Consider the following 19,147-nt stretch of genomic DNA (forward strand, 5'->3'; position numbering starts at 1 on the left):
GCTCATGCCCGCCGTCGCGCCTTTGCGTGCGCGGTTTTGGGCGGCCACGCGCCTTTGCGTCGTCGCTGCGGCCTTTTGAAGCGAGCCCGCCGGGGCCGCGCGCGGGCGAATGCATCATGCACGCATTTTCTGCGCCCGAGCGTTTTGCGGATGGGAGCGATTGCCCGCCAACAGGAATTCTTTGAGAACTGTCTCATGGGCACTCGGAGCAGCGGGTGATGAAATGACGAACGTCGTACAGGGGCGCCGTGTTTTCTCCCGCCGCTTCACTCCGGCGCTCGCGCGCCTTCATTGCCTTCATCTCGCCATGCACCGTTCGCACTCGATTCCGGGCGCTCTTGCGCTCGCCGCCAGCTTTTTTGTTCTTTTTGCCGCGACAGCTTCGGCCGCCGCGCCGCACGCCACCGAAAGCCTGCCCGACGCGCGCATTCTCTCGGCCGCGCCTTTCGTTTTCCACGGCGACCGCCATATTTTTTCGCGCATGTCCGTGGAGCCGTCCGATTCGCGCATCTTCATGCCGGTCGAAACGATCCGCAACCTGAGCGAGCCGCGTTTGTCGCAAGTAAGTTTCAAGCGCACATCGACCATTTGAAGACGCACGGATTAACGGCGTTCGAATGAAGTATTGAGTCGTCTGGAATCGATTGCCTTGCCGCGCCATAATTCTTTCCGGGCGACGCGCGTTGCCATTACGGAAAATCGCAATGAAGCGCTGGGTAATTGCGGAAATCGTGCTGATTGCCGCCGGTTTGTCCGGTCCGTTGGCGCGGGCCGCTGATTCATCGCCGATGAGGCCCGAAGCGGCTATTGCGAGCAATGGCGATGTCGCGGAACTCGAGAATCTGCTTGCCGCCGGGAAAATCACGGCGTTACGCAGGACGTTGAATGGCAGTTATGGCGCGAGTCTCTCGTATTATCCCGACGAGATGATCTATTACGCCGCGCTGTTTCAGCAAAGCAATATCTGGCGCGTGTTCAAAACGCAAAATGACGCGCGGGCCGAAACGGTCTATGCGGATTTCGCCAAGACGTCGAACACGCTCGCCGATGCGGAAATAAAGCGCATCAAGCTCGAAGCGGAGAACGCATATGCGGACCGGCAGATCGCCGCCCAGCAGGCGCGCGCGAACCGGCTGCAAGCCGATCTCGATATTGCACGCGCGCAGCAAAATCAGGTGACGAGTTATCAAGTGGAGCAGCAGAATGCGATCCGCGAACTTCGCACGGAGCAGGCAGCGGCGCAGGCGCAACTTCGCGCGCTGCAGATCCGCGTGCAGGAGCTTCAGAAGCAATCCGACGGCGACCTTCCGGTCCCGTCCAAATAGGGGTTTCGATACGGGCGCCGCCGGCCTTGTATTTGGGAGTTGTCCGCTTAAATCGCACGAATTGTCACGCTACAATCGCGCAGCTTTCGGATTGCTTATCGAACGTTTGGCGCACCCGAAATCGATCCATCATTTTTCACGTCACCTTTGGGTTGTTCCCCGGCCCGGAATCGAGGTGCGCGCTCAGCGGCTCGCACTTTGAAATTGACTTGCATGACCACCAAGATGCTCACGAAAACCCTTGCTGTTAGTCTTATCGCCGCTGCCGTACTTGCGGGCTGTTCGTCCACGTCGGGACCGGCCTTCAATATCAGCGAAATTCAAACGTCGGATGGCCAGAAGGCTTTTCGCGCCGAATGCTACGGTCTGTTCGAAAACGGCAGCGCCTGCATGACCGCGGCTCAAAAGATGTGCGGCGATCAAAAGGTGAACGTGCTTCAGACGCTCGCCGGAACGAAGACGCCGAGCGATCCGCGCAACGTAATCTTCAACTGCGTGACGCCGCCTCAGCCGGTCGTTGCAACGCCGGAACCGGCGCCAGCGAAGGCCCCGGCTGTCGTGCCGCGCAAGATTTCGCTCGACGAAAAGACGAACTTCGCCTTCGACAGCGCCGCGTTGACGCCGAAGGCCAGGAGCATTCTGGATAAGCTCGTCGCCGACTCGAAGGGTGCGAATTTCGCGTCCGTCACGGTCGAGGGCTACACCGATTCGATGGGCCCGGATGCCTACAACCTCGGTCTGTCCCAGCGTCGCGCGCAGGCCGTGCTCGACTACCTGAAGGGACATGGCCTGAGCGCCGAGAACTTCGCGATGAAGGGTTTCGGCAAGGCCAATCCGATTGCGTCGAACGCAACGAGCGTCGGGCGTGCGGAAAATCGTCGTGTGGAAGTGATGCTCACGCCGTAATTCATCATCGGACGATGTCGAAAAAAAACCCCCGCGAACCGATGGTTCGCGGGGGTTTTTGTTTTGTCGCCGACTGTGCGCTGCTTCAGAAGAGCGCGAGTTGTTCGCGCCCCGGACCGCCCTCCAGCGTGAGCAAATGGCGTTTGCGTTCGACGCCGCCCGCATAGCCGGTCAATTCCCCGTCGACGCCGATCACGCGATGACACGGCACGATGATCGCGACCGGATTGCGTCCGTTCGCGCCGCCGACGGCCCGCGATGCGCCCGCGGGCAAGCCGAGCCGGCGCGCGAGATCGCTGTACGTCCACGCGTCGCCGAAAGGGATCTGGCAAAGCGCGTCCCAGACTTGTCGCTGAAAGGGTGTTCCGCGAAACTGCACCGCAATCGAAAACTTCCGACGCGTACCCGCGAAGTATTCGCCGACCTGCTCGCGCGCATCGGCAATCACGCGGGATCTCGGCGCTGTCTCCGACAGCGTCGGCGCGTGCAGACCATCGGGAAAATACTTCTGTCCGATGAAGAAGAGACCCGTCAGACATTCGTCTTCGGCGCGATACAAAATGTGCCCGAGCGGGCTCGGGCCGACATGGCATTCGATCACTTCGATTCTCCGCGCGGCTGTCTTCGGCGACGGCCGCTTCAGATGAACGGATTATCGGCGGTGCCTGACGGCGCATCCGGCTCGTCGGGCAGCTTCGCGGGCAGCGACGCATCGCTTTGCAACGCTTCGACGATCGCACCGATCGCCTTCTGAAGCGCCAGCGCGTTCGCGAGTCCGGCCTTGTCGCGGGCGATCGTCAAATTGCCGCTGATCGTGAGGCGCTTCACGCCGTTCTCGATGTTGATCGCGTCGCCCGCGATGTTCATCACATCCGTATCGTTTGCAAATGGCTTAAACACCGCGCAATCCTCCAATTCGCTTGTCCTTCAGTCCGTCCGGGATGCCGGGAAACGCGAGTCCGCTCATCGCTTCCAGTTCGTGCACGGTTTTCATCGTGTACGTGTTCGTCGGCGTATTTTCGATCACGACCGCGAACGCGATCTGACGCTGCGGCAAATAGACTACTTTATACAGTTGCGTGGGCACGAACACGCGCGATTCGCCGATCGTCTGCAACTGACGTCCCGAGAAGAGCGGCCCGGTGACGACATACGCTTCGCCCGATTCCTCCGTGAGCCTGCGCACCGCTTGCTCGATGCGCGACCAGATGCGCCGGTTGTTCGACGGATCCTGCGGGACGATGTTCGCGAGCGAGAACGATTCGGCCATGCCTTTCTTGCTTGCGCGATCGCCCGCGGGACTCATGTGGCCGCGGTCGTAACCGCTCCTCTTGTAGTCGGACAGTTGCGCGGCCTCGTCGGGCGGCAGACGTTTGTCGACGAAGAAGCGATTCGTGCGCGTGTTGTTCTTCGCCTGGTCGACACTGCTCGCGGTCAGATGTTCCGCCGACCACAGCGGCCCTTTCGTGATGCCGGAGTGCAGCAGCGCGAAGTCGGAATAGCAGACTTCCTGCGTCGACGCGCGCATCTTCGAATTGACGACGACCGGCGCGCGGCCGTTCGGGCTGAACTGCGGACAGTCGCTCGCGGATGCGCTGATGCACGCGAATGCGAGGAGCGCGGCGGCGAATGCCTTGATGCGGAATTGCATGCTTGGAATGATCCTGACGACGATCGGGGTCGCAAAGTATAAGCGCTGAATACAGCATGCGGGCGCGTGCGAAATTCAGCCGCGCTAGAATGCGTCGGCCGACGTCATCTTCAGATCAAAAAATGAAACCAGCGCGCAGCAAGCCGTCCGTCGTTCGATCCTTGATGTTGTGTCTCGCGATGTCCTTCGCTTTACAAGCACATGCCGACGAAGCCACGCAAGCGGCCGGCAACGACGGCCCCGCATACGGCCCCGAGTTGCAGGGCTTCGACTATCCGTATCCGGTCGCGCGCTTCGCGCTTACGTCGCAGCGCCAGGTCGTGCGCATGGCGTATATGGATGTGCATCCGGCGCATCCGAATGGACGCACCGCGGTACTTCTGCACGGCAAGAATTTTTGTTCGGCGACGTGGAAGCAGACGATCCAGACCTTGAGCGATGCGGGCTATCGCGTGATCGCGCCGGATCAGATCGGCTTTTGCAAATCGACGAAGCCCGCGCGCTATCAATACAGTTTCCAGCAACTTGCCCGCAACACGCATGCGCTGCTGACCGCGCTCGGCGTGTCGAAGGCGACGCTCATCGCGCATTCGACGGGCGGCATGCTCGCGGTGCGCTACGCGCTCATGTATCCGCGCGAGACGGAGCAGCTCGTGCTCGTGAATCCGATCGGGCTCGAAGACTGGAAGGCGAAGGGCGTGCCGTCGATTTCCATCGACGACTGGTATGCGCGCGAGCTCAAGACGAGCGCCGACGGCATCCGCCGCTATGAGACGAGCACGTACTACTCGGGCCAGTGGCGCGACGACTACGAACCGTGGGTGCAGATGCTGGCGGGCATGTATCGCGGACCGGGCAAGGACATCGTCGCGTGGAACTCGGCGTTGCTGTACGACATGATTTACACGCAGCCCGTCGTCTACGAATTCGATCAGTTGAAGACGCCGACGCTATTGCTTATCGGCGACAAGGATACGACCGCGATCGGCAAGGACTTCGCGCCGCCCGAGATTCGACCGATGCTCGGGCGATATCCGGATCTCGCGAAGCTGGCGAAGGAGCGTATCGAAGGCGCGAAACTCGTCGAGTTTCCGGAGCTTGGGCACGCGCCGCAGATGCAGGATCCGGCGGCGTTTCATAAGGCGCTGCTGGAGGGGCTGGCGGGGCAATAGCTTCGATTCGCTCGCAAAGTTTCGTTGGCTGTTCTGCATTGCGATTTCGCTCAACGTGACCATGATCGTGCCACGCCGACGCAGGGCGGCCATTATCTGGCGCACGTTATGGCAGGTCTTCTCTTGTCGATGCTGACTGTGCCGACCTCCAAGAAAATCGTTGGACGAAGCGAGGGCAGACTTGCCATCCGCGCAGAAACCCGACGCACCATACCTCACCTTCCCAAAGTCGCACACGAAGCCCGCTCGATCGCCGGCACCTGAATCGCCAACGTAATACCTCTCGCCACCATGAAAACAGTGAGCGCCAGCCACAGCCCGTGATTCCCGAGCGATCCCGCGAGCGCCCACGCAGCAAGCAGAAAGACAGCAAGCGAGACCGCCATCGCCTTCATCAACTCGCGCGTGCGCGTCGCGCCGATGAACACGCCGTCGAGCTGAAAGCCCGCGACCGACGCGAGCGGCAGAACCGACGCCCACGGCAGATAGCGCACCGCCGCCGCCTTCACGACCGCCTGATCCGTGAGCTTGCCGATGATCCATTCGCCGCTAAACCAGAAGACGATGGAAAAGCCCGCCGCGCCGATTGCCGACCAGAACATCGTCACCTTCACGGCCTGACGGAACGCGTACCGGTCGCGCGCGCCCGCCGCCGCGCCGACGAGCGCTTCGGCCGCGTGCGCGAAGCCGTCGAGACCGAAGGACATGAAGGTCTGGAAGTTCAGCAGGACGGCGTTCGCGGCGAGGATCGCATCCCCCTGACGCGCGCCGAGATGCGCGAACCAGCCATACGAACCGAGCAGGCAGATCGTGCGGATGAAGATGTCGCGGTTGATCGCGACGACCCGCCTCAACGCGTGCGCGTCGAAGAGCGAGCGCGGGACGAGCGGCGGGAGGCCGCGCGGACGCAGATGCCAAAGAATCGCGAGTCCGAGCGCAAAGCCGCAGAAATCCGCGAACGCCGTTGCCGCGCCGATGCCCGCGATGCCCCAATCGAAGCGATACACGAAAAGCAGCACCGCGATGATGTTCACCAGATTGATGAAGATCTGCGTGACGAGCGCGAGCCTCACGCGCTGGCAGCCGAGCAGATAACCCAACACGACGTAATTGCCGAGCGCGAACGGCGCGGCCCAGATGCGCGCGTGACAGTACGCGCTCGCGGTGTCCTGCACGGCGGCGCTGCCGCCCAGCGCGACGAGCGCGTAACGAATGATCGGCACTTGCAGCACCAGCACCGCCGCGCCGATCGCGAGTCCGAGCAGCAACGCGCGCAGCACGCTCTTGCGCAAGGCGTCGTCGTCACGCGCGCCGAACGCCTGCGCCACGAGTCCCGTCGTACCCATGCGCAGAAAGCCGAAGCCCCAGAACACGAAGCTGAAGACGAGCCCGCCGAGCGCGACGCCGCCGAGATACTGCGGCCCGTCGAGATGCCCGGCGACAGCCGTGTCGACGGCGCCGAGAATCGGCTGCGTGAGATTCGCGAGAACGATGGGAAAGGCCAGCATCAGCACGCGCTTGTGCCAGTGCACGGGCAGCGCGGCGGCATCGGTTGAATCGGTCTGCAAGGTCGGCGGCCTGAAGTTTCGAGCAAGGGCGTCATTGTCCGCAGCGGACGCGGACCACGCAACGTCTCGCGAACGCCGATAATGCGCCTCATGAAAACGTTCGCGCTCTATGTCGTCACCGCCATCGCCGAGATCGCCGGCTGCTATTTCCCTCATCGATGGCTCAAGGAGGGCGGCTCGCCGTGGCTCGTCGTGCCCGGCGCGCTGTCGCTCGCGCTGTTCGCGTGGCTGCTCACGCTGCACGCCGCGGCGGCGGGGCGCGTCTACGCGGCGTATGGCGGCGTGTATATCGGCGTGGCGATCGCGTGGCTATGGGCCGTCGAGCGCATCCGGCCGACGGCGTGGGATGTCGCGGGCGCGGCGATCGCGCTCATCGGCATGGGCGTGATCGCGTTCCAGCCGCGCGTCTAGAACCGCTCAGGCTTCCAGCGCCAGCAGCGCGAACGTCGCGAGCCAGTGCTCGCCCATGTAATCGCCCGCGACATGCGCAATGCCCGACGCCAGATGTTCGTGCGCCGCCGTCTCGAGCACGGCGATACGCGCATCGCCCGCCGGCAGCGCGCGTGCGATCGTGCGCTGACACCACGCGCGCGAGAGGTTCAGGCCGTCGAGATGCGCGAGCTTGCCGTCGCTGCGATCGGTGACGGTGGCCGGCGCGAAGAGCGTCGCGGGTTCTCGCTCGGCGATGCGCGGCAGAAACCGGTCGAACCAGCCGACGAAGCGCTCGCCCGGCAGCACATGACGCATCAGCACGGCTTCCATCAGCGACGGCGACAGGAACTCGTCGCCCGCCGGTTCCCACGCCTGACAGCCTTCGTCCTTCTCGAACCAGCGCAGGGCGGTTTCCTTCAGCAGATGCTCAAAATCGGCGTTCTGCGCGACGCGCGCGTAACCGATCGAAAGCGTCAAGGCGAACGCCATGTTGAAGTGCGTGCCGACGCGAAGCGGATACGTCGATTTCGGCAGGAATTCGTCGAAGCGTGCGACGAATGCGTCCGCGAGCGGCTGGAGCGTGCGGGCCCAGCGCGCGCCGTCGTCGGAACGCATCGAGCGCAGCTGGCCTGCGAGCGCGAGCAGCCACGCCCAGCCATAAGGCCGCTCGAAGCCGCGCGCGGCGGGACGCTGCAGATAAGCGACTTCAGCGGCGACGTTAGCCTCGGTGACATGCTCGTCGATCACGGCGCGAATGCGCGGCGCGTCCGGCAGATCCGGAAAGCGGTCGATCAGCCGAGCGATCAGCCAGTAACCGTGCACGCACGAATGCCAGTCGAAGCTGCCGTAGAAAATCGGATGCAGCGCGCGCGGGCTTTGCACGTCGGCAACGCTTGCCATGACGTGATCGAGCTTGTTGGGATATTCGCGCGTCAGGTGGCCGAGCGCGACTTGCGCGAATGTCGACGCGAGCGCGGCGTCGAGAATGATCGGTTGATGCTGACTCATGCAGTCCTCGTCGATGTGAATCGTGATCCCGAGACTTTATCGATAAATAATCGTCAAAATCTTTAATCAGGGTAACCACCTAGTACGAACGATCGAGGCAAAGACGATTTATGTCGAAAGCGTTGAACGATGCCGTCGCAAGGGCGGCAAATGCTTTTGCGGCAAGCCTGAGCGGGTGGGGCGGTCATCGGTGAACGCGATGCGGGCGCGTCCTTGCGCGAATTTTCCTACTCCGTCCGGCCGTGTTTCGCGCGCCACGATCGCGCGCCGGTTGCGAAACCGCGTATAAACTTGCGCCCGAACGCCGCCAAGAGCGCCCGGATCGGGGATGAAACCCCGACATACGCCATCCACACAGTGACCAAGAGATCAGAAACAACATGACCGACCTTCCCGCTTACACCGCAGAGGACACCCGGCGCCGCGTTTTCGCCATCGTCGGCGCCTCGTCGGGCAACCTCGTCGAATGGTTCGACTTCTATATCTATTCGTTCCTCGCGCTGTACTTTTCGGCGGCGTTCTTTCCCGGCGGCAATCCGACGGTTCAGTTGCTGAACACGGCGGGCGTGTTCGCGGCGGGCTTCCTGATGCGCCCGATCGGCGGGTGGCTCTTCGGCCGCATCGCCGACAAGCACGGCCGCCGCAACGCGATGATGATCTCCGTCCTGATGATGTGCGGCGGCTCGCTCGTCATCACCTTCCTGCCGACGTACGCGTCGATCGGCGCGTGGGCGCCGTTCCTGCTGCTGATCGCGCGCCTGTTCCAGGGCTTGTCGGTGGGCGGCGAATACGGCACCAGCGCGACGTACATGAGTGAAGTCGCGCTGCGCGGCCGGCGCGGCTTCTTCGCGTCGTTCCAGTACGTGACGCTGATCGGCGGCCAGCTCGCCGCGCTGCTCGTGCTCGTGATCCTGCAACTGTTCCTGTCGACGGAAGAGCTGAAGGCGTGGGGCTGGCGCATTCCGTTTTTCATCGGCGCGTGCGCGGCGCTGATCTCGCTGTACCTGCGCCGTTCGCTCGACGAAACGTCGACCGCCGAGACGCGCGATCGCAAGGAAGCGGGCACGCTCGCCGGCCTGATGCAGCACAAGGCCGCGTTCATGACAGTCGTCGGCTTCACGGCGGGCGGCTCCCTCATCTTCTACACGTTCACGACCTACATGCAGAAGTATCTGGTCAACACGGCGGGCATGCACGCGAAGACCGCCAGCAACGTGATGACCGCCGCGCTCTTCGTCTACATGCTGCTGCAGCCGCTGTTCGGCGCGCTGTCGGACCGCATTGGCCGCCGCGCCTCGATGCTTTGCTTCGGCGCGCTCGCGACCATTTGCACGGTGCCGCTGCTGCACGCGCTCTCCACGGTGACGAGCCCGGTCATGGCGTTCGTGCTGGTCGTGATCGCGCTCGCGATCGTGAGCTTCTACACGTCGATCAGCGGTCTCATCAAGGCGGAAATGTTCCCGCCGGAAGTGCGCGCGCTGGGCGTCGGCCTGTCGTACGCGGTCGCCAACGCGGTGTTCGGCGGCTCGGCGGAGTATGTGGCGCTGTGGCTGAAATCGGCGGGCAGCGAATCGACGTTCTTCTGGTATGTCACGGCGATGTGCGCCATTTCGCTCATCGTCTCCTGGCGCATGCTCGATCCGAGCAAGGAAGGGTATCTGCGCAACGAACCGTAAGCCGGCCGGCGGCGTGCGCGTCGTGTCGCACGCCCGCATCGGCGCGGACGCCGTTGTCCGCCCGGCTTGCCGATGAAGGTAGTATGGTGTTTTATGCGGTATGTAGACGACGCACCGGCCACGGTGCACGATGTTGATCGGAAAGCGCGGGAACCGGATACGCATGCGCGCAGCGCCGCCGCGCGCAAATCCGATGTGCACGTTCGGGCGCGTCGGACTGCCTGGAGCCTGTTCATGGAAGATTTCGACGAAACGCTGTTCATAGTCTGGCGAGCCAACCTCAATGTCCTGGTCGGCTCGCCGGGCGGCGCTGGCCGCCTCGCGCGCATGATGAACTTCTCGCCGACGTTCATGAAGCTGATCGTCGGCGGTCAGCGCGATTTCAACGAGGAATTCGTACGCGGCATCGAGCTCGTGACCGGCCTGCCGCCGCACTGGATGGACGAGCGCCGCACGCTGGACGAGATTCCGCCCGACGTCCTGCGCGCGATCGACGAGGAAACGCCGATGGCCGTGTTCCGCGGCACGGCCCATCCCGCGCCGAAGCGTTCCGTGTTGCGCGGCCCGGAACCGCTGCTTTCCCAGACCGAAGCGACGCGCCGTGTCGCCGATCAGGCCCAGCAACAGGCCGAAGCCAACCGCCGCGATCTGGTTTTTCGGAAGAATCGCGAGCTGCTGTCGCAGGACTTACGCCGCCTGGAGCGCCAGCTCGGCTTGCTTCAGGTCGAATCGATGCAGCCGAAGGTCGATGAACTCATCGCGTCCGATCGCATGAGCGAGTCGGCGAAGGCCGATCTGACCGGGCGTCTCGAACAGATCGACAAGCACGTCAAGCTGTTACATCAGCACGTCGAGAAGCTCGTGGTGCTGCTCTCGAGTCCGGATGAGCCCGACTCGGGCGAATAACCGAACGACTACTTGTTTTTCCGGTCTTCAGGCGATTCCGGCTCCGGATGCACCGCGATCGGATCGCTTGCGGGGAAGGTCTCTTCCAGCGCCTCGTCGAGCAAATCCTCTTCGGTTTCCTTCTTCGGTTGTTCCTGCTTCGAACGTTCATCCCGGCTGGCTTTGGTCATGGTGCGCTCCGTGGTGCGAAATCATGGACGATTCAATATAGCAGCCTCGATGTTCGCGCGCTTCAGCTCTCCCGCCGGTAATCCGCGGGGCGCACGCCCGTCCACTTCCTGAATGCGCGCCGGAACGCGCTCGGTTCCGCGAAGCCGAGCGCATCGGCGATTTGCGGAATCGTCTCCTGCGTATGCGCAAGACGCGCGATGGCCAGATCGCGCCGCAATGCGTCCTTGATCGTCTGATAGGTCAGCCCTTCCTGCTTAAGACGCCGCCGCAGCGTGGCTTCGGCCATATGCAGCGCGGCCGCGATGCTTTCGGCTTCCGGCCAGTCCGTCGGCGCGGTTTGCCGAAGACGCGTCCGGATGCGCGCCGCGAGCGAATCCGGATTGCGATACTTCACGATGAAATTCGCCGGCGCATCGCGCAGGAAGCGCTTGAGCGTGGCGGACGTCTGCACGATCGGCAGCGCCGCGCATTCGGCCGACAGGTCGACGAACGAGCGCGTCGCGTCGAAACGCAGGTCGTTGCAGAACATGAGGCGATATTCGTCGCTGTCGGCGGGCTCGGGGCAGCGCATGTGCGCCGCGAGCACCGGAATGCGCCGCCCGACCAGCCAGCACAAGAGCCCATACACGAGGATGAAGCCCGTCGCGTAGGCGAACATCGACTTCGGTCCGGCTTTGTCGGCGAGCCAGATTCGCACGCGCTTGTCGTCGATGTCCGGCTCGAAGCTCAGATCGTCGAGCACGAGCCGCATGAAAGTCGCGATGCGCCCGAGCGCCTGCGCGCCGTCGCGCGAGGAAAGCGCCGCGTGGCATAGCAGCACGAAGCTGCCGCGCCGCATCGGATGGGCGTCCTGGCCGAAGAACTCGTCGTCGAGCGCGTCGGCGGTGGCGTTCCACAGCTTGCCGTACTGGACCGGCGACACCCGCGCGCGCGGCGAATCGAGCGTCGCCGGCGCGATGCCCGCCGCGGCCAGCAAATGCCCGCGCGCGACGCCGCGCGATTCGGCGCATCGCAATGCGGCTTCGACGAGGCTCACGGAAATCGAGTCGCGCTCGATCTTTTTTTTGGTACTTGGGGTTGTCACTAGGTGGCCAAAGCGCTCAGTTAGCGTGATCGTTTTGGGCATCGGCTAACGTTAGGCGATTGCCTAGACTCGTGCTCAGACGGCCCAGCCGCCCATCATCGACCGGGCGAGCGGCGGCCAGAAAGTTTAAACGATCGATGCGGCGAGCCTCGCCGCGCAAGCCCCCATCACCGAATTCAGAACATGATCGACGCATTTCTCACCGAAGAGCAGCGCATGATCCGCGACGCGGCTCGCCAGTTCGCAACCGAAGTGCTCGCGCCGAACGCGGGCCAGTGGGACAAGGACGGCGCGATCCCCGACGCAGTCGTGCGGCAACTGGGCGAACTCGGCCTGCTCGGGATGATCGTGCCCGCCGAACTCGGCGGCACCTTCAGCGACTACACCGCCTACGCACTCGCGATGGAAGAGATCGCCGCCGGCTGCGCGTCCTGCGCGACGATGATGAGCGTGCACAACTCGGTCGGCTGCGGGCCGATCCTCGCGTACGGCACCGACGCGCAGAAGGCCGAATGGCTGCCGAAGCTCGCGAGCGGCGAGGTTATCGGCGCGTTCTGCCTGACGGAGCCGCAGGCGGGCTCCGAAGCGAACAACCTGCGCGTGCGCGCCGTCGAGAAAGACGGCAAGTGGGTCATTTCCGGCAACAAGCAGTTCGTGACCAACGGCAAACGCGCGGGCGTGGCGATCGTTTTCGCCGTGACCGATCCCGATCAGGGCAAGCGCGGCCTCTCCGCGTTCATCGTGCCGACGGACACGCCCGGCTTCAACGTCGGCGCGCCGGAGCACAAGCTCGGCATCCGCGCGTCGGATACGTGTCCGATCAACTTCGACGATTGCGCGATTCCCGCCGCGAATCTGCTCGGCAAGCGCGGCGAGGGCTTGAAGATCGCGCTGTCGAATCTGGAAGGCGGGCGCATCGGCATTGCGGCGCAGGCGCTCGGCATCGCGCGCGCGGCATTCGATGCGGCGCGCGCCTATGCGAAGGAGCGCGTGCAGTTCGGCAAGCCGATTCAGGAACATCAGTCGGTGGCCAACATGCTCGCCGACATGCAAACGCAGATCAACGCCGCGCGCCTCTTGATTCATCACGCGGCGCGCATGCGTACCGAAGGCGTGCCGTGTCTGTCGGAGGCGTCGCAGGCGAAGCTGTATGCGTCGGAAATGGCGGAGCGCGTGTGTTCGGACGCGATCCAGATTCACGGCGGATACGGCTATCTGCAGGATTATCCGGTGGAGCGTCATTATCGCGATGCACGCATCACGCAGATTTACGAAGGCACCAGCGAAGTGCAGCGGATGGTGATCGCGCGCAACGTATAAATCTTTGGAGACGCAATGAACGAAGCCCAGGCATTCATCGAAGCACGAGACTTCCTGTTTGCTCATCGCACGGACTACGACACCGCGTATCGCGACTTCAGATGGCCGTCGCTCGATCGCTTCAACTGGGCGCTTGATTATTTCGATCCGATGGCGCGCGGCAACGACGCGCCCGCGTTGCAGATCGTCGGCGAAAGCGGCGACGAGACACGGCTTTCGTTTGCGCAGATGAGCGAGCGTTCCGCGCGCGTCGCGAATCATTTGCGGGGGCTGAACGTGAAACGCGGCGAGCGCATTCTGCTGATGCTGCCGAATCGCGTCGAGCTATGGGACACGATGCTCGCCGCGATGAAGCTCGGCGCGATCGTCCTGCCCGCGACGACGCAGCTTGCGAGCGCGGATTTGCGCGACCGCATCGCGCTAGGCGGCGTGCAGCACGTCATCGTCGATGCAGCCGAAACGAGGAAATTCGATGGCATCGACGTACCGGGCTTGCGCATCGCGGTGGGCGGCGCGCAGGACGGCTGGCTCGCGTATGAAGCCGCGTACGACGCATCGGCGGAATTCGCCAAGGACGGCGAAACGTCCGCGAACGATCCGTATCTGCTGTACTTCACGTCCGGCACGACGTCGAAGCCGAAGCTCGTCGCGCATACGCACCAGAGTTATCCGGTCGGGCATCTCTCGACGATGTACTGGATCGGCCTGCAACCCGGCGACGTCCACTGGAACATCAGCTCGCCCGGCTGGGCGAAACACGCGTGGAGCTGCTTCTTCGCGCCGTGGAACGCGCAGGCGTGCGTGTTCATCTACAACTTCAGCCGTTTCGATGCCGCCCGCGCGCTCGATGTGCTCGTGAAGCACGAAGTCACGACGCTGTGCGCGCCGCCGACCGTGTGGCGCATGCTCGTGCAGGAGCCACTCGCGTCGTACGAGGTGAAGCTGCGCGAGATCGTCGGGGCGGGCGAGCCGCTGAATCCGGAGATCATCGAGCGCGTGCAGCATGCGTGGGGATTGCCGATCCGCGACGGCTACGGCCAGACCGAAACCACCGCGCAGATTGCCAACACGCCGGGCCAGCGGCTCGTGCCGGGCTCGATGGGCCGTCCGCTGCCGGGTTATCGCGTGGCCTTGCTCGATCCGGATGGCAATCCTGCCGAAGAAGGCGAAATCGCGCTCGCGCTCGATCCGCCGCCGCTCGGCCTGATGACCGGTTACGCCGATAACCCCAAGGCCACCGAAAACGCGATGCGAGGCGGCTTCTATCGCACATCCGATGTCGCCGCGCGTGGCGCGGACGGCTACTTCGTCTACGTCGGCCGCGCGGATGACGTGTTCAAGTCGTCGGATTACCGCTTGAGCCCGTTCGAGCTGGAAAGCGTGCTGATCGAGCACGAAGCGATCGCCGAGGCGGCTGTCGTGCCGAGTCCCGATCCGCTGCGTCTTTCGGTGCCGAAGGCGTTCGTCACGCTGCGTCACGGCTATTCGATCGGACCCGAACTCGCGAAAAGCGTGTTCGCGTTCTCGCGCGAACGGCTCGCGCCGTACAAGCGCATCCGCCGGCTCGAATTCGCGGAATTGCCGAAGACCATCTCCGGCAAGATTCGCCGCGTCGATTTGCGCCGGCAGGAAATCGCGCGCACGCAGGACGGCGCGCGCGGCGAGTTCGAGTTCTGGGAGGAAGATTTCCCGGAGCTGCGCCAGACCAGCAAGGCCGACTAAAGGAATTCATGAGCACGCTTGAACTTTCACGCGACGCGCCCGAAGTCGCCTTCGAGGTCGTGAACCGCGTGGCGATCGTCACGCTCGACCGTCCGCATGCCTTGAACGCGCTCTCGCACGGCATGATCGCGCATCTCGCCGAACGTTTCGCGCAATGCGCCGCGGACGATTCCATCGCCGCGGTCGTCTTGCGCGGCGCGGGAGAGAAGGCGTTTTGCGCGGGCGGCGACGTGCGCAAGCTCTATCACGCGGCGCGCAACGATCCGCATCACGAGACGCCGTGGCTCAAGTTTTTCATCGATGAATATCGGCTCGATTTCACGGTGCATCGCTTTGCGAAGCCGGTTATCGCGCTGATGGACGGCATCGTGATGGGCGGCGGCATGGGCCTCGCGCAAGGCGCGGCGTTGCGCATCGCGACCGAGCGCACGCGCATGGCGATGCCGGAGACGCGCATCGGCCTGTTGCCCGATGTCGGCGCGACGCATTTCCTGCGCGTGCTGCCGCGCGATCTCGCGCTTTACGTCGGGTTGACGGGCGCGCGTCTGTCGGGCGCGGATGCGCGGCGTGTCGGTCTCGCGGACGAATGCGTGCCGTCGACGTGGCTGCGCAGTTTCGTCGAGCGTCTCGAAGCTATCCGCTGGGACGATGCGCAGGACACGATGACGCAACTGGCGCGCGTGTTCGTGCCGAGCGCGAATATCGAACGGCACGCGCCGCTCGACGACATGCGCGCGCAAATCAAACGCCATTTCGCCGTGTGCGCGACGGGCGGCGTGGAACGCATCGTCGCATCGCTCGCAACGGATGAATCCGACTGGGCGCGCGCGACGCTCGCGCTGCTCGAAAGCCATTCGCCGACGATGCTCGAAGTCACGTATCACGCGCTTTTGCGTGGCCGTCAGATGTCGCTCGCGGACTGCTTTCGCATGGAACTCGACGTCGTGTACCGCGCGATCGATGACGGCGATTTCGTCGAAGGCGTGCGGGCGCTCATCATCGACAAGGACGAGCGGCCGCGTTTCGCGCCGACGACGCTCGCGCAAGTGCGCGCCGAGCGCGTGCAGCACTTCCTGTCATCGCCGTGGCGCAGGGAAATGCATCCGCTCGCCGATCTGTAGGCGGGACCTCTCGACGGAATTCGCAAGCAAATGTTTCTGCAGCGAACCGTCCAGATGACCGATGGTCGAATCGGGCTTATCGAACATCGGACAATTCTGAGGAGGAACCGAACATGGCGAACCGTACGTATCGAACGGCGCTTCTTTCGGCTGGGATCGCATTTGCGGTAATCGCGCCGGGGGCATCGTACGCACAACTCAATCTTCAACAGTTCGGCTTCGGCAGCGGCAAGTCCGACGTGACGTCGGGCGCGAACGGCGCGACGCAGCCTTCGGCGCTGAATTCGCTTCTGCAAAGCTATGTCGGCGCAAACCAGCAAGTGCTGACCGGGCAGTCGACCCTCGCCTCGGCGATGGGCATGTCGAGCGTCGCGAGCCAGGCGCAATCGGCGGCGGGGTTGCTGTCTGGCGCATCGGGCGGGAACGCCGTTCCGAGCACGAGCGTATTGTCGCAACTCGGCGGCACGCAGCAGAGCGTGTCCCAATCGCTGATGCAGGCATTTACGAACGGCTCCGCGACGCCGCCGACAGCCGCCAGCAAGAAGACCTTCAGCGACGGCCTCGCGTCGCTCGGGCAGGGCGTGAAGCAGTACGCCGGCCTGCAATCGAATCTCGGCTCGGTGACGAATTCGATGAACATGTCGTCGCTGCTGGAGGCGGGTTCGAATCCGTCGACCGTGCAGGCGGCGAGCTATGTCGCGCAATCGGCGCCGGGGCAGTTGCAGTCGCTCATGCAGACGCTCTCGCAAGCGGTGCAGTACGCGAAGACCAATGGCATTTCGGTGCCGTCGATCGCGACAGCGGCGCTGAGCGGCGCGCAGTAACGCGATGTGAAGCGGCGATCACGCGCGCAAAGGAAAAGCGGCGGGGCTCATGCGAGCCACGCCGCTTTTTTCGATCGCGGGAGTTGGTTCAGTAGCTTGCCGCCTGACGCATCGCGAGACGCCTGAGCAGGGGCAGCGCCTGCGGCAGGCCCGATTTGGGCATCGAGGGCGGAAGATACGAAACGTCGGCGACGTCGGCGAGTTGCTGCATGCGCGGGTCGGGATCGAGCACTTCCAGCGCGGGCGGCTCGACCGGTTCGGCTGCGACGCGCTCCGGTTTATCGACGGAAATGCCGAGCGAATGACGCACGTCGACGCCACGGATATGCACCTTGTAACCCGCGTCGGTCACGACGCGTTCGCGCGATTTCCAGAATTCGAGTCCCGACGGCGTCATGGGATGCATCGACACGTATTCGACCACGATCTCATAGCCGCGAACTTTCGGATAATTCAACAGCAATTTGCCTGAACGAATATAACGGATGTAGCGGTCGATCTTCTTTGTGAGCAAATCCTGATGCTTCTCTTCATCGCGCCAGTCCAGATCGTCGAAGAGCCCGACATATACGCGCTTGAAGAGAATATTCACTCCGATGTAATCGATGTCGTCCACGTCACGCAAAGACATGGTCAATCCCCTGCGCCCTCAATCGGGCAAATAACGAAGGATTGCATTGTAACGGATATGCATCGCCCAAAAACCGTGAAACACCGTGTTAACCGTTACAAAATCTCATTTTCGTAAGAGTCCGAATTCTCGATTTAAGCGCATTCCGATTGTCGATAAAAAATGCGACAAATCGAGAATATCTTTATCAATTAACCCTGTCTTCCCGATGTATCCGCGAGACCCCGCGTCGACGGGGTGTTCGCGATTTCCTCGTTACTCATCGCTTCGACTTGCGGCAGCGGCGGTTGCTCGTTGATCCACGCGTTCAGAATCGTCGACGTCACGGCGAGAATCACCGGACCGATGAACAATCCGACTATTCCGAATGCGAACATGCCGCCGAGCACGCCGGAGAGAATCAGCAGCATCGAGAGATTCACGCCGCGCTTGATGAGAATGGGGCGCAGGAAGTTATCGAGCATCGCGATCATGATCGACCACACGAGCAGCATCGAAGCGACGACGGTCGATCCGTTCCAGAAGAGCCATGCAACGCCGCCGAGCAGCGGCAGGAGCGGGCCGATCTGCGCGAGGCACAGCATCAGCATGACCGCGGTGATGATGCCCGCGGCGGGCACGCCCGCAACCGCAAGCCCGATGCCGCCGAGCGCCGATTGCGTGACCGCCGTCACGACGATGCCGAGCGCGACCGCGCGGATCGCGAGGCCGGCGAGCTTGACGGCTTCGGCGCCGCGCTGCGCGGCGATGCGCGTCGCGAAGCGCGTGACGAAGCGGCCGGCCGCCTCGCCGTTCGTGTACAGAATGCCGGAGATGATGACGGTGATCACCATGTGCATGACGAACACGCCGACCACGGCCGCATGCGAAAGCATCCAGCGCGCGACGATCGTCACGTAGGGTTCGAGCTTCGCGAGCAGGCCGCCGGGGCCGGCGTCGGAGAGCATCTGCCATTCCTTCGATACGCGCGCGCCGACGAGCGGCACGTCATGGATCCAGCCCGGCGGCGGCGGCAGCGCGTAGCTCGGCAGACTCTTGACGGCGGCCATGATCTCGCCGCCGTGCTCCGCGAGCGTCGAGATCGCCGAATAGAGCGGCAGCACGATGACGACCAGCAGCATCAGCAGCATGACGGTGGTCGCGATCCAGCGGCGATTGCCGCAGCGGCGCTGCACGGCGAGCATGAGCGGCCAGGTCGCGACGACGATCGTCGTCGCCCAGATGAGTCCCGGCAGGAACGGGCGCAGCACGTAGAGACTGCCGACCGTGAGCGCGGTCAGGATCGTGATGACGAGCAGAATGCGCGCGATGTCCACCGGCTGGCGGGGATTCGGATTCGGCTGTCCGTTGGATAGGATGGGCATGATGCGTCCGGATAAAGGTGATGATCGAAGCGGCGCCCGCGCAGAGGCCACGCGCGTGACGAGGATGAACGAGCGATAAGCGAAAGCCGGCGATCCGGCAAGCCGCTCCCGGCATCGACGGGCGCAATCATAACGGCACGCCAATCCATACTACTAAAAATCGGCGCGCGTCTTCCCCTGAAATACCCTTCGTGCAGCGCGTGCCGAAACGAACGCGCGCCTTTAACGAAATCTGGAAATGCATTTTTAAATTGCCTATTCTTTTT

At 63.4% G+C, this 19,147-nt stretch carries 20 protein-coding genes; 11 read left to right on the plus strand and 9 right to left on the minus strand.

Annotated elements, in window-relative coordinates; translation table 11 throughout:
• The first annotated feature begins 160 nt into the window (after nucleotides 1-160).
• From NCS67_RS14600 to NCS67_RS14610, 3 genes are all read left to right on the plus strand, one after another.
• Nucleotides 161-592 carry a hypothetical protein gene (locus tag NCS67_RS14600; protein WP_250435538.1) on the plus strand — a complete coding sequence of 144 codons (432 nt, stop codon included), beginning with the start codon at nucleotides 161-163 and terminating at the stop codon, nucleotides 590-592.
• Nucleotides 593-704: 112 nt separating this feature from the next.
• On the plus strand, nucleotides 705-1,325 hold the full coding sequence (locus NCS67_RS14605; protein ID WP_250435540.1) for a DUF2968 domain-containing protein: 621 nt from the start codon (nucleotides 705-707) through the stop codon (nucleotides 1,323-1,325).
• A 390-nt stretch (nucleotides 1,326-1,715) separates the two neighbouring features.
• Nucleotides 1,716-2,231 (plus strand): OmpA family protein, encoded by a 516-nt coding sequence (locus NCS67_RS14610; protein WP_160297400.1) that lies wholly within the window; start codon nucleotides 1,716-1,718, stop codon nucleotides 2,229-2,231.
• Between the two features lie 85 nt (nucleotides 2,232-2,316).
• Here NCS67_RS14610 and NCS67_RS14615 read toward each other — a convergent pair whose 3' ends face one another.
• Genes NCS67_RS14615 through NCS67_RS14625 form a run of 3 tightly spaced genes read right to left on the minus strand, consistent with a single transcriptional unit; the run spans nucleotide 2,317 to nucleotide 3,882 of the window.
• Nucleotides 2,317-2,832, minus strand: a complete 516-nt coding sequence (locus NCS67_RS14615) for a methylated-DNA--[protein]-cysteine S-methyltransferase (RefSeq protein ID WP_008353883.1) — start codon at nucleotides 2,830-2,832, stop codon at nucleotides 2,317-2,319.
• A 38-nt stretch (nucleotides 2,833-2,870) separates the two neighbouring features.
• Nucleotides 2,871-3,098, minus strand: coding sequence for a hypothetical protein (locus tag NCS67_RS14620; protein WP_008353874.1), 228 nt, complete (start codon nucleotides 3,096-3,098; stop codon nucleotides 2,871-2,873).
• A 25-nt stretch (nucleotides 3,099-3,123) separates the two neighbouring features.
• Nucleotides 3,124-3,882, minus strand: a complete 759-nt coding sequence (locus NCS67_RS14625) for a DNA/RNA non-specific endonuclease (RefSeq protein ID WP_250435541.1) — start codon at nucleotides 3,880-3,882, stop codon at nucleotides 3,124-3,126.
• 179 nt (nucleotides 3,883-4,061) lie between these two features.
• Between NCS67_RS14625 and NCS67_RS14630 the strand changes: the two genes are divergently transcribed.
• Nucleotides 4,062-5,054: an alpha/beta fold hydrolase gene (locus tag NCS67_RS14630; RefSeq protein WP_235366205.1), complete on the plus strand. Its 993-nt coding sequence runs from the start codon at nucleotides 4,062-4,064 to the stop codon at nucleotides 5,052-5,054.
• Nucleotides 5,055-5,269: 215 nt separating this feature from the next.
• Here the strand turns inward: NCS67_RS14630 and NCS67_RS14635 are convergent, their stop codons facing one another.
• On the minus strand, nucleotides 5,270-6,562 hold the full coding sequence (locus tag NCS67_RS14635; RefSeq protein ID WP_250435552.1) for an MATE family efflux transporter: 1,293 nt from the start codon (nucleotides 6,560-6,562) through the stop codon (nucleotides 5,270-5,272).
• Between the two features lie 150 nt (nucleotides 6,563-6,712).
• Between NCS67_RS14635 and NCS67_RS14640 the strand changes: the two genes are divergently transcribed.
• Complete coding sequence (locus NCS67_RS14640; protein ID WP_008353867.1) at nucleotides 6,713-7,033, plus strand: YnfA family protein; 321 nt, start codon at nucleotides 6,713-6,715, stop codon at nucleotides 7,031-7,033.
• Nucleotides 7,034-7,039: 6 nt separating this feature from the next.
• On the opposite strand, the gene NCS67_RS14645 is transcribed toward NCS67_RS14640, so the two are convergent.
• Nucleotides 7,040-8,062 (minus strand): DUF2891 domain-containing protein, encoded by a 1,023-nt coding sequence (locus tag NCS67_RS14645; RefSeq protein WP_175983072.1) that lies wholly within the window; start codon nucleotides 8,060-8,062, stop codon nucleotides 7,040-7,042.
• A 380-nt stretch (nucleotides 8,063-8,442) separates the two neighbouring features.
• Between NCS67_RS14645 and NCS67_RS14650 the strand changes: the two genes are divergently transcribed.
• Both NCS67_RS14650 and NCS67_RS14655 read left to right on the plus strand, forming a co-directional pair.
• Nucleotides 8,443-9,738 (plus strand): MFS family transporter, encoded by a 1,296-nt coding sequence (locus NCS67_RS14650; protein ID WP_008353864.1) that lies wholly within the window; start codon nucleotides 8,443-8,445, stop codon nucleotides 9,736-9,738.
• Between the two features lie 234 nt (nucleotides 9,739-9,972).
• Nucleotides 9,973-10,644, plus strand: coding sequence for a hypothetical protein (locus NCS67_RS14655; protein WP_033536103.1), 672 nt, complete (start codon nucleotides 9,973-9,975; stop codon nucleotides 10,642-10,644).
• Between the two features lie 8 nt (nucleotides 10,645-10,652).
• Here NCS67_RS14655 and NCS67_RS14660 read toward each other — a convergent pair whose 3' ends face one another.
• Nucleotides 10,653-10,814 carry a hypothetical protein gene (locus tag NCS67_RS14660; RefSeq protein WP_008353861.1) on the minus strand — a complete coding sequence of 54 codons (162 nt, stop codon included), beginning with the start codon at nucleotides 10,812-10,814 and terminating at the stop codon, nucleotides 10,653-10,655.
• A gap of 62 nt (nucleotides 10,815-10,876) precedes the next feature.
• Nucleotides 10,877-11,872 carry an AraC family transcriptional regulator gene (locus NCS67_RS14665; protein ID WP_404989953.1) on the minus strand — a complete coding sequence of 332 codons (996 nt, stop codon included), beginning with the start codon at nucleotides 11,870-11,872 and terminating at the stop codon, nucleotides 10,877-10,879.
• A 213-nt stretch (nucleotides 11,873-12,085) separates the two neighbouring features.
• Here NCS67_RS14665 and NCS67_RS14670 point away from each other — a divergent pair, with 213 nt between their 5' ends.
• The 4 genes from NCS67_RS14670 (at nucleotide 12,086) to NCS67_RS14685 (ending at nucleotide 16,886) form a co-directional block, all read left to right on the plus strand.
• The gene (locus tag NCS67_RS14670; RefSeq protein WP_250435553.1) at nucleotides 12,086-13,219 is read left to right on the plus strand and encodes an acyl-CoA dehydrogenase family protein; all 1,134 of its coding nucleotides are present in this window, start codon (nucleotides 12,086-12,088) and stop codon (nucleotides 13,217-13,219) included.
• Nucleotides 13,220-13,234: 15 nt separating this feature from the next.
• Nucleotides 13,235-14,941 (plus strand): AMP-binding protein, encoded by a 1,707-nt coding sequence (locus NCS67_RS14675; protein WP_008353857.1) that lies wholly within the window; start codon nucleotides 13,235-13,237, stop codon nucleotides 14,939-14,941.
• Nucleotides 14,942-14,949: 8 nt separating this feature from the next.
• Nucleotides 14,950-16,062 (plus strand): enoyl-CoA hydratase/isomerase family protein, encoded by a 1,113-nt coding sequence (locus NCS67_RS14680; protein ID WP_250435542.1) that lies wholly within the window; start codon nucleotides 14,950-14,952, stop codon nucleotides 16,060-16,062.
• 113 nt (nucleotides 16,063-16,175) lie between these two features.
• The gene (locus NCS67_RS14685; protein ID WP_008353855.1) at nucleotides 16,176-16,886 is read left to right on the plus strand and encodes a hypothetical protein; all 711 of its coding nucleotides are present in this window, start codon (nucleotides 16,176-16,178) and stop codon (nucleotides 16,884-16,886) included.
• 88 nt (nucleotides 16,887-16,974) lie between these two features.
• Here NCS67_RS14685 and NCS67_RS14690 read toward each other — a convergent pair whose 3' ends face one another.
• Nucleotides 16,975-17,517, minus strand: a complete 543-nt coding sequence (locus tag NCS67_RS14690) for a DUF6572 domain-containing protein (RefSeq protein WP_008353854.1) — start codon at nucleotides 17,515-17,517, stop codon at nucleotides 16,975-16,977.
• A 191-nt stretch (nucleotides 17,518-17,708) separates the two neighbouring features.
• The gene (gene ydiK / locus NCS67_RS14695) at nucleotides 17,709-18,881 is read right to left on the minus strand and encodes an AI-2E family transporter YdiK (protein ID WP_250435543.1); all 1,173 of its coding nucleotides are present in this window, start codon (nucleotides 18,879-18,881) and stop codon (nucleotides 17,709-17,711) included.
• Between the last annotated feature and the right edge of the window lie 266 nt (nucleotides 18,882-19,147).

The sequence above is a fragment of the Caballeronia sp. ATUFL_F2_KS9A genome, from assembly GCF_023630765.1.
GTDB lineage: Bacteria > Pseudomonadota > Gammaproteobacteria > Burkholderiales > Burkholderiaceae > Caballeronia > Caballeronia zhejiangensis.